This window comes from Microcoleus sp. CAWBG58 (assembly GCF_020883045.1).
Lineage (GTDB): Bacteria > Cyanobacteriota > Cyanobacteriia > Cyanobacteriales > Microcoleaceae > Microcoleus.
Map to the genome: position 1 here is coordinate 18,668 of NZ_JAHRFA010000076.1, position 13,248 is coordinate 31,915.

Annotated in this window: 11 protein-coding genes, 1 pseudogene and 1 CRISPR repeat array; all 12 genes and pseudogenes read right to left on the bottom strand. The window is 44.7% G+C overall.

The annotated features are described in order from the left end of the window. Nucleotides 1-138: 138 nt before the first annotated feature. Nucleotides 139-1,200, bottom strand: a complete 1,062-nt coding sequence (gene aroF / locus QZ918_RS26070) for a 3-deoxy-7-phosphoheptulonate synthase (RefSeq protein ID WP_293340213.1) — start codon at nt 1,198-1,200, stop codon at nt 139-141. A gap of 296 nt (nt 1,201-1,496) precedes the next feature. Further along, nucleotides 1,497-1,922 (bottom strand): hypothetical protein, encoded by a 426-nt coding sequence (locus QZ918_RS26075; RefSeq protein ID WP_293340216.1) that lies wholly within the window; start codon nt 1,920-1,922, stop codon nt 1,497-1,499. Then, entirely contained in the window at nt 1,915-2,136 is a 222-nt protein-coding gene (locus QZ918_RS26080; RefSeq protein ID WP_293340218.1) for a hypothetical protein, read from the bottom strand. Before QZ918_RS26080 ends, QZ918_RS26075 begins: the two co-directional genes overlap by 8 nt. A 121-nt stretch (nt 2,137-2,257) precedes the next feature. Then, nucleotides 2,258-4,090: direct repeats of the CRISPR family, unit length 36 nt; unit sequence GTTTCAATCCCCTTGCGGGGAAAAGTGAATTGCGAC. A gap of 369 nt (nt 4,091-4,459) precedes the next feature. After that, complete coding sequence (cas2, locus tag QZ918_RS26085; protein WP_293340221.1) at nt 4,460-4,798, bottom strand: CRISPR-associated endonuclease Cas2, Ssr7093 family; 339 nt, start codon at nt 4,796-4,798, stop codon at nt 4,460-4,462. A gap of 258 nt (nt 4,799-5,056) precedes the next feature. After that, on the bottom strand, nt 5,057-6,052 hold the full coding sequence (locus tag QZ918_RS26090; protein WP_293340224.1) for a CRISPR-associated endonuclease Cas1, Slr7092 subtype: 996 nt from the start codon (nt 6,050-6,052) through the stop codon (nt 5,057-5,059). Between the two features lie 306 nt (nt 6,053-6,358). Continuing rightward, the gene (gene csx18 / locus QZ918_RS26095) at nt 6,359-6,628 is read right to left on the bottom strand and encodes a CRISPR-associated protein Csx18 (RefSeq protein ID WP_293340227.1); all 270 of its coding nucleotides are present in this window, start codon (nt 6,626-6,628) and stop codon (nt 6,359-6,361) included. A gap of 688 nt (nt 6,629-7,316) precedes the next feature. Further along, entirely contained in the window at nt 7,317-7,793 is a 477-nt protein-coding gene (locus tag QZ918_RS26100) for a PAM68 family protein (protein WP_293340230.1), read from the bottom strand. Between the two features lie 170 nt (nt 7,794-7,963). After that, a complete protein-coding gene (gene rpsO / locus QZ918_RS26105) occupies nt 7,964-8,233 on the bottom strand; it encodes a 30S ribosomal protein S15 (RefSeq protein ID WP_293134126.1) in 270 nt (89 codons plus the stop codon). Between the two features lie 148 nt (nt 8,234-8,381). Further along, nucleotides 8,382-9,005, bottom strand: a complete 624-nt coding sequence (gene ruvA, locus QZ918_RS26110) for a Holliday junction branch migration protein RuvA (protein ID WP_293149493.1) — start codon at nt 9,003-9,005, stop codon at nt 8,382-8,384. A gap of 67 nt (nt 9,006-9,072) precedes the next feature. Further along, complete coding sequence (locus QZ918_RS26115) at nt 9,073-9,327, bottom strand: type II toxin-antitoxin system RelN family antitoxin (RefSeq protein WP_293149495.1); 255 nt, start codon at nt 9,325-9,327, stop codon at nt 9,073-9,075. Between the two features lie 213 nt (nt 9,328-9,540). Then, nucleotides 9,541-12,171, bottom strand: a complete 2,631-nt coding sequence (locus QZ918_RS26120; RefSeq protein WP_293340233.1) for a Sll1247 family protein — start codon at nt 12,169-12,171, stop codon at nt 9,541-9,543. A 455-nt stretch (nt 12,172-12,626) separates the two neighbouring features. After that, nucleotides 12,627-13,248: pseudogene (locus tag QZ918_RS26125) on the bottom strand (hypothetical protein); the annotation flags it as partial.

Sequence of the window (13,248 nt, forward strand, 5' to 3'; positions counted from 1 at the left end):
AGTCCGCAGAATAAGAGCGGACTGAAGTCCGCACTACGAACGAACATGGCATCATTCAATGAGTAGGGGCTAAACGCAAAAAAACCGTAGTACCTGTTAGATACTACGGTTTTTAATGACCTACCGATCGACTATCAATTAAGCCAAAACTGGCACGGGTTGCGGCCAACGTTTCATGACTTTACCAATTACAGCCAATTCTTCCATCAACTTGTCGAACTGATCCGGTGTTAGCGATTGCGGCCCGTCAGACAAGGCTTTTTTCGGATTCGGGTGCACTTCTATCATCAGCGAATCTGTACCCGAGGCGATCGACGCAAACGCCATCGAAGGTACAAACTGCGCCCAACCGGTGCCGTGACTCGGATCGACCATAACTGGTAAGTGAGTCAAAGTCCGCAGCACTGGAACCGCCGACAAATCGAGAGTATTCCGCGTATACTGCCTGTCATAGCCGCGAATTCCGCGCTCGCACAAAATCACGTTGGGATTGCCCGCAGCCATGATATACTCGGCAGCCATCAACCATTCTTCAATGGTGGCGGAAATGCCGCGCTTCAATAACACTGGTTTGTCTTGAGCTCCGACTTTCTTCAACAGCGAGAAATTCTGCATATTTCGGGCTCCGACTTGGATTACGTCAGCTACTTCCACGATCGCACTTAAGTCCGCCGCATCCATAACTTCGGTAATAATTCCCAAACCGCTAGCTTCCCGCGCCGCAGCTAACAATCCCAAAGCACTCTCGCCGTGGCCTTGAAAAGCGTAGGGAGAGGTTCTCGGTTTGTAGGCTCCACCGCGCAAAAATTGAGCGCCAGCAGCTTTAACGCGCATTGCCGTCTCAATTATCATTTCTTCGTTTTCGACAGAGCAAGGGCCTGCTACAACTGCGATCGGGTGATTTAGACCAATTGTGACAGTTCCCAACGGAGTAGCCACTGGTACGGAGCTGGGTTCACCTTGGCGGTATTCCAACGAAGCGCGCTTGTAGGGTTTTTCGACGCGCAGCACTTCTTCAATCCAGGTGCTCATTTCGCGCAGTTGCATCGGTTCGAGCTCAACCGTGTCGCCCACCAAACCCATGACGGTTTTGTAACGCCCGACAATTCTTTCTGGTGTCAAACCCCAGCTAGTGCGGAGTTCTTCGTCTAGGCGATCGATCTCGGCTTCTGGAGTGCCGGCTTTCATTACAATAATCATATTTTTTTCTTGTGTGTTGCGCTAAGACACGCATTATGACACGGATGGAATGCGAAAAATAGATATAAGGGCGATTTGGACTCAGCGCGGGGGACTCAGAAACCGGGTTTCTGCGTAAAATCCCGTGAAGATGCGTCAATTCCCATAGAAACCCGGTTTCTCGGACTTGCGGGGGGACTCAGAAACCGGGTTTCTGCGTAAAATCTCATGAAAATACGTCAATTCCCATAGAAACCCGGTTTCTCGGACTCAGCGCAGCAACTCTGAATTATCAAATTGACATCAAAAGAAATATGTCAGCATATTGGTACAGTTTCTCCTGGCTGTAATTTCTCAGGATGAACGTACCAACTTGGTTTTTCGGGGGGAGGTGGTGGAGGTGTTTCTAAGTAGGCGCGAACCATAATATCTTCGCAGTCTCTGATACTTCCGGCTCCCAAACCTAGCAAGCTTTCGTTTCCAAACAAATTCCACAGGAATTGATGTTGCTCGTCTGTGAGAGAAATATCTTCGAGTCTGGCAATATAAAATACTGCTAAAATGTCAAGTTCTTGGCGTTTGTTGCTCCATTGATACATTAAATTAAAGGGGATACCTGCTTCAGTTACGCGATCGATCGCTTCGTCTGGTGTGATTCCTCGCCTTTGAACTAGATTTAAACAAGCTGCTAATATCCAATGGTCTTTGGGGAGCGATCGCAATTTATGTTGCTGTTTAATCATCGGTTTTATCCTTTTCACAAGTCCAGTAAATTCCGCCTGCACAATCGCTGTGGTATTGCGCTCGACGTTCATATTCGTCGCAGCGCTTTTGAGCTTTAGCAAACTGTTCTAGAAGTGTTTTTCCAGGAGCATAAAATGGTCTTTCTGGGTTAGCAGCAAGTAATTTTTTGCTATCTTCCCAGCTCAATTCTGGATCTTCTGGGTCTCTCAGCATTTACTCTCCTCTTGTTTCAATGCCTCGATCGAGATTGAAGTTAATTGTAGCCCATTATAATGCTTCACAGTGAATTGCGGTTTCATTCGGAAAGTGGGACTCGCAGACACGAACTTAACAAGTTTTAATCCCCTTGCGGGGAAAAGTAAATTGTGACTAAAGAGTGTTGGCAGTGGTGGGGGCAACCATTTGGGTTTCAATCCCCTTGCGGGGAAGAGTGAATTGCGACGCTAGATCTTTTTGAGTGGCTTTGATAGCGTCAGTTTCAATCCCCTTGCGGGGAAAAGTGAATTGCGACCAAAGAGCAAACTTGATACTGGAGTCACAGATGGCTAGTTTCAATCCCCTTGCGGGGAAAAGTGAATTGCGACCAAATATTCAAAACTTTTGGTAGGCATTTGGTTTCAATCCCCTTGCGGGGAAAAGTGAATTGCGACTTGATTATTGCGTAGTTCTGTGCACGACAGCTATTGTCGGAGTTTCAATCCCCTTGCGGGGAAAAGTGAATTGCGACAAGAGTTTCATGGTTAAGCCAATTCTCGTTTCAGAGTTTCAATCCCCTTGCGGGGAAAAGTGAATTGCGACTTCATTTGGTTCAAAGCAAAAATATTCTTTTTCTAAAAGTTTCAATCCCCTTGCGGGGAAAAGTGAATTGCGACCACAATTACTTCTAACCCTCAAAGAAGTCAGACAAAGTTTCAATCCCCTTGCGGGGAAAAGTGAATTGCGACTGAAAGCAACTCAAATCCTAGCAATTAAACAAAAACGTTTCAATCCCCTTGCGGGGAAAAGTGAATTGCGACGCAACGCTTTTAAGTATTGTACCAAAAATAAACGTAAGTTTCAATCCCCTTGCGGGGAAAAGTGAATTGCGACGGAAAAATAGGGCTACAAGGGTTGTGCGAAGAAATAGTTTCAATCCCCTTGCGGGGAAAAGTGAATTGCGACCAGAAACAAGTTCCCTTAACCCCAGAGGTAAGTTACCGATGTTTCAATCCCCTTGCGGGGAAAAGTGAATTGCGACCCTGCCTTGACCACAGCACGAAACGCTACATATTCATCGCGTTTCAATCCCCTTGCGGGGAAAAGTGAATTGCGACGGTACATACTTCTCAACTCTAATTAGCTAATCTTAAGTTTCAATCCCCTTGCGGGGAAAAGTGAATTGCGACGATTGTTCCACTGTAGAACCATTTTTAAGACTTGTATCGTTTCAATCCCCTTGCGGGGAAAAGTGAATTGCGACTTCTTATCCAAAACAAAGAAGCGATCGAACAAGGAAGAGTTTCAATCCCCTTGCGGGGAAAAGTGAATTGCGACAACGAAGGAGGTTTAGTTACTTTCAGTGAGGAAGAAATTGTTAAAATAGTTGATGCAATCCCAAGCAATCATATGATGTTTCAATCCCCTTGCGGGGAAAAGTGAATTGCGACTCGGAGAAGTTGTCGCTGTGGAAATCCCAGCGGCCGAAGTTTCAATCCCCTTGCGGGGAAAAGTGAATTGCGACTTTTCAATTTTTACTCTTGTTTGAGCAAGTTCTTTGTTGTTTCAATCCCCTTGCGGGGAAAAGTGAATTGCGACTCTTGGTATTATGACTACTCTAAACAAAACGATAATTTTAAGTTTCAATCCCCTTGCGGGGAAAAGTGAATTGCGACGTAGAAGAAGGACCAGCTATCGTAGGTAGTGCATCAGAGGTTTCAATCCCCTTGCGGGGAAAAGTGAATTGCGACTTTATTGGTGGTATTAACAACATTGGCAAGATCGTTGATATAGTTTCAATCCCCTTGCGGGGAAAAGTGAATTGCGACACAAGAATGTACATAGTTCCATTAGCTGATGTTTCGTTTCAATCCCCTTGCGGGGAAAAGTGAATTGCGACTTCTCGTGTATTACATAAGAGAAAAGAAATAATAGAGTTTCAATCCCCTTGCGGGGAAAAGTGAATTGCGACACCTCGTTGTGGGAGCCTTGTCCAGTAAAGGCTCCAGAAGCCGTTTGCGACCGCCTCTTATGCTCAGTTTGCTTCGGGCCTAAAGTCAGCGCTCAAAAATCGCTGAAACCCTTACTGGATAAAGAAGCGACCGCCTCGACGAGAGAATCGGTGTTTCAGCCATTTAGCGATGCGGTCGCATAGCTAAACGATCGAACTGCTAAAACACAACTTGAATGTATTTAATTTTCTAGGTACTGGTGCTGTTGATTTGGGTAGTAACTAACACAGCAATTTTGTATTTGCTTGTGTATATTTACTACTACAATCTAGCAATGAAGGAATAATAACCTAAATTTCTCTGGCTGTCAAGTGTCAAAAAAAATACTTTCAAACAACGACCGAAGTCGAGGGCTGAGTCACCGGCGGCCCAGAACCCCAAGTTTCTACCTGCGCCACAGCCCGCGCCGACAAAGTATAAAAACGGATATTATCTTCCTCCAAATTGACCCGTCCTCGCAGGCGAGTGCGGAACTCCTCAAACTGACGCTGAGATAGGGCGCACTCAAAAACCGAATATTGCACCCAAGTGCCGTAACCCGAGAGCAAGTTAAAAACTTTCTGACGACGCTTGTCGCAAGGAATATCGTACACCACAACGTACAAGTACATGATTAATTTTGTTTGGTAAAAAGTCAGAACGTACACCGATTTAATGGCTCGTTGCACATATCCCGATCCCCCTAAATCCCCCTTAAGAAAGGGGACTTTGAGAACAACCTTGTCCGATTTAATGGGTCGTTGCACATATCCCGATCCCCCTAAATCCCCCTTAAGAAGGGGGACTTTGACGCTCTTTCTCCCCCCTTTTTAAGGGGGGCTGGGGGGGATCTAGACTTTGAAAACACGCCCTAGAGGGGATCGTGCGTTTAATCGTCAGCAATCTGTGACTGGGTTCGAGTTTAAGTTGACACCAACGATCCCGATCTAATGAATTCGATAAGGCTTGTACAGTATTTGTGGATTGTAAACAAACTGCTTGTATGCCTTAACTTGCTGCACAAACAAATCCCAGCGGGGCTGTTTTTCGCCCGAATCTGTTTGAATTTCTTCTTCCATGCGCTGCAAAAAAGCACGGAGAAATTTTGCTCGCCCGGAATCGTTCAAGAAACAACCGCTATTGCGGTAAACAAAGTCGGCGCTAGCATCCATGACTTTTGTATTAATCAGCCACAGCACCAAAGAATCGATAATCGGAGCCCGAAACTCTTCGATCAAATCGGAAGCTAAAGCAGCATGGCGTTCCGAATTTTGATGCAAACAAGCTTGATACGGATCGAGTCCTTGGAGTTCTATCAAACACAGCAAATGATTCCACAGAACTTGATACCCAAAACTCAGCATGGCATTAACCGGATTCCCAGGCGGACGGCGGGAACGGAAAACAAATACAAATTCTGGAACCGACAAACATTCGCCAAATGCGGAAAAATAACTAGCTGCCCCCGCACCTTCCAATCCCATCAATCGCTCGAAAGTTTCAGAACGCGCGGCTTTTTCGCTGAGATGTTCTAAGCTCTTAATCGCGAAAGCAACTATTTCTGAATCCAAGCGTTTTCGCTGGATGCGCTGCAAGATCAGGCGACTATTTTTCAATTTGGCAATGACAATTTGTCTGGCTACTAATAAACGGTGGTCGATTTCGAGTGCCTGTTGGTAGCGAGTCAGTTGTCGGTAGCCGCGTTCTATGGGCAAGATGCGTCCGTAACAGTAACCCATGCGGGAAAGGTATGCTATGGGGATGTTCCGCCACAAACAAGTGCGAATTGCTTGGGTAGAAATTTGGGATCTACCAAATACAAGAATTTGCTCTAAAAGCGGTATTTGGATTTTGGTGAGGATGGTATCACCTTTTTTGACAATGATGTTTTCTTGTTGGAGTGCGAGATAGCAATCTTGTTGAGAAACGTAGAGAGTTTTCACGGTAATTCCTCAAGAATTGTAGTAGATATTACCCACAGTCAGGACACGGTATTACTCATTAGTGTTAATTTAAGGTCAAACCCATTCAGAGACTTTTGTTTGACCATTAAATCTAGATCCCCCCTAGCCCCCCTTAAGAAGGGGGGGACAAGATTCTTCTCAGAGTCCCCCTGATTAAGCAAATCTATCTAAAGCACCTGAATCATTAAAATGAGAACAAGATTCTGCTCAAAGTCCCCCTTCTTAAGGGGGATTTAGGGGGATCTGGATATGTGCAACGATCGATTAAATTGAAATTACCGATCGTTAGCGCCGCCGATCGATCTGTCGCCGATCGCGCGACTGGATTTCCTGGGAATTTCGGAATATTTCTTCAGCATTGCTGGGCTGAAGGTAACGGATTACGCGATCGCTTATTTCTCCTGCTACAAAAGTTGCTACTGCTATTAACAACGTGTTAATAATTACGGCAGCTAATCCCAAGGGCGCAATCAAAAGTACAATCAAAGTAATTGCACCGTTAATGACAGACAAAGCCAAATTGCGAAAGCCAGCAGTACGCGTTGAAATGTGCATGATTTTTCACCTTTTATGCAAAGTTATCTATCCCCTTTATCATTCGGCGATCGAAATCGGGGCAACCATATAAAGATTGCCCTACACAAAATCTGCCTCCACAGACTAAGAAATCAAGAGGGTATTTAAGCCGAATTTGGTATGAGTTGTCAGCATTTCATATCCCCGACTTCGCAAAAATTGTCGGGATATTAACTGCAAAAAATTTTTGAGGACTACTTTATTTATATCAGCCTCAACTAAGTAGTTTTATGCAAAAAACCAATTGTTCACAAAACTTAAATAGTATTTTCTAGGGAATTTTACGTAGAATTGATGTCAATTTAACTAGAAATTACGTATAAACTCTATTAGTAGAGTATCCAGTGGCACATGACTACTATTAGTAGTGTTTCAATAAGTAATATCAGGAGACGGCAGTGCTTATTGGTGACAATTTAAGACTAAGACTGTTGATAAATCTCGTTTACATACGAAATCTAGATCCCCCTAAATCCCCCTTAAGAAGGGGGACTTTGATCGGACTCCGGTTCCCCCCTTCTTAAGGGGGGTTAGGGGGGATCTAAGCTTAATAGTCAAATAACAATCTGTGGAGGGACTTGAACTTAAGTAACACCAATGGGCATTGCCGTACCCTTTTCCGAGGAAGAAAGCTATTGACTAATGACTAATGTCTAATAACTACTGACTAACTTTTAGATTTCGCATCGCGCCATGCTTGTCGCATCCGTCCAAAATTAGTATTAAATTCTTCCCATCCCAAAGTGCTTCCTGAAGCTTCTTCATCCCAGGAAGCCGAGAGGACTCCGTAGCTTAATCCCAGTACGCCTAGACCAAAACAGCCCATGCTTACCAACAATACTGCTGTATTTGGCAAGTCAAACCAGCCTTTGCTGACTATCAAATAACTGATAAAAAATGTGGAAATTCCCAGGATTGTCGGGGCGCCGCAAAATACCGCGATGCGGGAAATCATGCGTTTGCTGACTGCTTCTGGGATGGATTGCGCCTGCGGGCCAGTTTTTTTGGTGGCTTTGGGCGGCTTGTCTGGTTTTGGTTCTTCTGTGACTGGGCTTGCTTCTGCTTCTGGGGGCTTTTTAGCGGTTTTTTTCCGATTTGAAGCGGGTTCAAAGGGTAAGCGCTGGCTGGGAGGTTCGGAGGACATATTTTTTGTTTAACCTGAAATCTCGAACAATAATTCAATAAATCTTGGCGAGGGTTTACGCGACTCTGATGGTTAATCAACGGTTTGAAACGGATTTGTTATCAGTGCGTAAATCCTGCTGGCGTTTGTCCAAGATTCTTGAATATTGTCGCAAATTTTCGCTTTGCTGTTTAGCCGCGAATGCCTAAACGGGCAATTAATGCTTTGTAACGATCGACATTTTCCTTTTGCAGGTAAGCCAGCAGGCGCTTGCGGCGGCTGATCATCATCATCAAACCGCGTCGGGAGGCGAAGTCTTTTTGGTTGATTTTCAGGTGGGCGCTGAGTTTGCTGATGCGATCGCTCAACATGGCGATTTGGACATCTGCTGAGCCTGTATCGGTTTCATGGGTTTGAAAGTCGCCCATGATTTCTTGTTTGCGCTGTTGTGTAAGAGCCATGAATTGAGTTTAGTTTTTTTTGTACGATTGTCACAATCCCATATAGTATCACAGCGGAACGGTGAAGGAGCAAATTTTCGCCGCAGATGGGTTGGTTCGTCGGGCAGAATTTGGGTTCGGATTCCCCGGTTGCTGGATTTGGTAGGGATTATCGGCTTAAATAGGCGATCGCCTCACGAATCCAATCATCCGCATTAGCTTTGTTGGACAAGTTGCTGTCTTGGCTGAGGGTTTGCAATGCTTGCAAGACTTCCGCGGCAGTGTACCCCATCGCCAGCAAAATCATCTCGACTTCTTCTTGAATAGCTGCGGGGACTCCGGCGGCGACAGAAGTTGTCAAACCTGCTTCCTGTCTCCATTCCGAGAGTTTGCTTTTGAGTTCCAAAGCCAGACGCTCGGCGGTTTTTGTGCCCACGCCGGGGGTTTTGGCGAGGATGCGGGTGTTACCGCCGACGATCGCCTGAACTAAATCTTGCATTCCTAAAGTGTCGAGAAGGGCGATCGCCAGTTGTGCACCAACACCGCTAACACTCGTCAACTGCCGAAACAAATCGCGTTCGGCCGTGCTGCCAAAACCGTACAATACGATTTGGTCTTCCTTAACTTGCTGGTGGGTAAAGATTTGGGCGACTTCGCCGGATGCTGGTAATTGGCCAGTCACCCGCGGCAAAATTTGGATGTCATAGCCAATTCCACTCACTTCGAGAGTCAGGATAACGCGGTTGCTGCCTTTGGCGATATTGGCGACTGTGCCTTTGAGATAGCTAATCATAAAATTAATAATAATACACCGCTACTGGCTTTCATCAAAATCAGCAATGATGCTAACAAGCTCCGATTCATTCGACATCGATGCCCTCCCACAGTTCAGAGATTGGTCGAGTTTGTCCAGTTTTAGCTTCTTGCAACGCTCTTTTGAGACTGGCTTTTACTTCTTCCACTGGAGTATCGTCGGCGTCTTCTTCAGTTTCATCTGTAGGTTCCGAAAGAAGGACGATGACTCGCACCGGGCCCGGAGTATCTAGCGTTAAAGGTCGATCGAGCAATAATTGACCTTTTTCGTCGATCGTTCCTGTGACTTCAAAGGCTTTCATTTATTTTCCTTGATTTTTTTGACTTATACCGATTTTTTATGAGGCCCCGTAGAATTCCGATCCCCCCTAGCCCCCCTTGACAAGGGGGGAACAAGATTCTTCTCAAAGTCCCCCTTCTTAAGGGGGATTTAGGGGGATCGAGATCTGTGCAACTTCACATTAAATTGGTATTAATACAATTATATAACGCTGCCAGAGCAAGTTTGTGATTTTTCAATTCAAAATCAGATGCTGTTTAACCAAAGACAAATCCGTCTTCCCAAAATTCACAACCAAAGCCACATTCAAATTTTCCAATGATTTTATAAACCACATAATTTCATCAGAAGCTTTACCTTCGTAGTGGTTGAACAAAATAGAAAATCGCTTTTCCAACTCAGGTTTAACCTTGCCAGAAAGCAGTAAGATTTTCAGCAGCAAACCCATTGTCCGGCTGGGCCCGAGGTTGTATACTAAGTCGTAAAAAACGTAGTGGTTGGGATGTTGGGCATTTTCTACTACTAAAAAATTGAATAGCTGGTTGCAAGTCCGAGCTAACAATATATTATTTAATTTTGCTGAGTCGTTTTCGGGAAATGTATTTTTGATGTACTTGTACAACTTGTCATTGAATTGACGACCACCATATTCTGGTTCTATAGATGATATCAAATATTCATACAAATCCACTTTAAATGAGCTGTAGGAGGGAGTTTTCCTGGCATCTCTCAAAAAAAATTGAGCCGATTCTTTGTGACTGCGATCGTCTCTTATTTTTCCAGCAAATTCCCTAACAGCTAAGTGCAATTCCGCATCGTTCAAAAGTGTGGGATTTGGCGTCGGCTGTACAATTCCTATTTCTGTATTTCTCGGCTCAACCAAATAATTCAAATATTGAGACAAGTTTTTTTCAAATTGTCGCTGTCTTTGAATTTCCAGCTTTTTGATGGTTTGCTGGTCTTCTTCAACGCTGTCCTTGCTCAGCAAAGAATGCCCGTATAAATAAGGATAGCGACAAATCAATTCGCCCAAAGGTGTATGACTATCTTGTTTCTGCGGTTGTGGCTCTTGTTCTACTGCTTTTACTAAGCGCTCAAGAGTTTGGAATTCTGCACTTTTAGTAAAGAATTCTATTTGTTCTTGCAAGCGCTTGACTATGTAAAATTCCATCCCAAATCGGGGAGAAGTCTGTTTAAATAAATCAACTAAATTTGCAATACTCAATTTGTGCTGTGAGTGCAATTGCCAGCGGTTGATCGGGATGTAACAGCAGCGGTGGAGGATATATTTAAACTCCCGATCCGATCGCTTGACGGAGATTATATTGTACAAAGTTGCTTCTATTTCGCGATCGGGGTAGCCCATACCGTCGATAAATAGTTTGCGGAACCGCTCGATTATATGTGCGGGGGATTCTCGTTCCACACAGTAGACGATGTGATCGTACAATATCTGTTCGTTGTTACCCGATAGAAAAGTATCTGAGGGCGGAGTGAGAATTCTCTCTGCACTGATGTCTGGGCTGCTTTGTACAACTTGTGCGACAGCGACTGTCGGTTTTTTCTGAAAAGTTCCGGGATTCAAGAACCAATAGTGTTCTTGGCTTAATTGTTTGTTTGCCGCCCAATCCAAAGCTGACTGCAAAGTTTCCCCCGTCAATAACTGCGAGCTATCTTCGCGATCGGAAGCCAGCCATGCTGCCAATGCCTCGCGGTACGGAGCCAGATTTCCCAGTTCTTTTTCCACCCAGAACTGATTGAAAACAGATTGATAAATTAGGTTAGAAACTATTAATTTGCCATGAGATTTAACCACCAATCCTGACAGTTGCAATTCGTTTTGTTCCGGAGAATAATCGACAGAAACTCCTGGCGATTCTTCCGGTTTTTGGGAGTCGGCCGGTTGCAAAATTTTCTGGTAGAGCGTTAACAGCTTGGTGAGATCGCAGCGGCTGTAGAAAATGCGATCGCGAATTGCTGTCAAATGTGGGGGTTCGTCCCAGTCTTCCCAATTTTTGATAATTCTGTTGTTGAGCAGTTCTTGCACCTGCTGGGCTTCGCAATTTCTGCCAATAAAAGACCCGTATTCAAGCACCAATTGGCACAGTTTTTGAGTCAGAAAAGGTTGACCGTCCGTCCAAGTAAATATTTCTTGGAGCACTTTTTGGGGACGAAAAGCTCTGAGTGCCAATCCTTTTGCTAGTGGAGCACTTTCGTCTAGTTGCAATCGACTTAAATGAATTGGTCGTCCAATATTAAAAGGGTTACAGCTTGGATCTCGGATCAATTGTGATGGGGCTGCTACTCCGAAAACCGCAAAATTCAGGCGATCGTACTCTGGTTGCTCTGCCCGCTTGGAATAACAACGTCGAATCAAGGCAAAAAAATCGCTGGTACTGAAATTGAGGATGTTGGTGGTGTCAATGTCATCTATCAAAATGACTAAATTTTGCCGCAGAGACTTGAGCAAAACTTTTTCGATAAATATCTCCAATCGCTGCACCGGGGATAGCACTTCGCGATCGTTCCACCACTTGAGGGCATCAAACCTATTTGTGAGGCGCAAGCTGCTGGCGATGCGGTGTACGATCGCACCATACCACTTTTCCAGGGAAATTTCTGGGCTGCTAATGCTTCTCAAGTTGACGGCGGCAAAAGCTGTACCTTCTGCTTGCAACCTTTTGGCCGTTTGCACTAGCAGGCTGGACTTTCCCATTTGTGGCGAACTCAATACATAGCAGAATTGTCCGGCTTTGAGTCCTTGGTAGAGTTCGCTGTCTGCCGATCGCCTGACATAGGTGGGCGCACCGGCAGGCAAATATCCTCCGACTTGATATTGGTTGGTTGAGTGGACTTCTGCTGTCATCTGCGAATTCATCAAGATGCTGGGCCCCTATGCTGTGCGATCGAAAAGTTACAAATTGCAATTATTGCCAGCTTATACTATTTCAGATTTGAGACTGGTCAATGACTGATTCAATAAGGGTTTGGAGTTTATAGCACTTCTTAGAAAGATGAGGTATGGCGGTTCTCAAAAAAGTGAGGTATTCCCGCAAGCCCTATGCCCCATGCCCCATGCCCCATGCCCTATGCCCTATGCCCTATGCCCATGAGTACCTCATCTTTTTGAGAAAGGCTATACCTACAGTTGCGTTCTTTTTTTGAACTGGTATTACTGTGGTTGAAAATTTTGTGACTCTTTCTCTATTGTCTACTAATGTCTACTAACTCAGCGTTGTCATTCTCAATCTTTACCGTATCTTTGCAACCAACCGCTTATAAAAACCTAGGTAAACCTGGGTAAGCTCTACGGTATAAGCTTTAAACATTCTTTCTTAGCGCTTGCGCTTCCTCGTTTTGAGGCGTGACCAAGAAACTCCAGTTAGAAACGCTATAATAATCACAACGACGTGATATTACAGCGGAACGTTTGATTTTTTTATTCAGTTGGTTCCACTCGCTCTCCTCGTGCTTTTCTGAATTCACTTCAGAATAGGCGGTTAAGGAGCGAGGTATCTTTTCACTTAATTTCATAGCCCTGCGAGCAATTACCAGTGCGGCCGCTTCATCACTAGCTAAGCCATACATTCTCAGGTATTTTACCAAACCGATAATGCTGGAATAAGCTGGATTGACTGCAATTAACTCAATGCCACGATTCGACAAAATAGAACTCAGTTGCTTGTAGAACTCACTATAAGCCCAGCCCGACAACATCCGAGCATATTTTTTACTTTTTTCTCCCAGTGACTGCTTTTTTGTTGAGAAATCAAGTTCCTCACAAGCTACGGGACATTCAAATTCCGTGGCTTTTATTGCTAGTTGCAAACAGGAATCAACAATTTGAGCCTGTTGTTTGCTTCTTGGTAAACCCATCTGCAATGGTATCTGCCCTTTGGCTTTGAGATTCCCTTGAGAATCAACATACGCCCACCCAATAGAA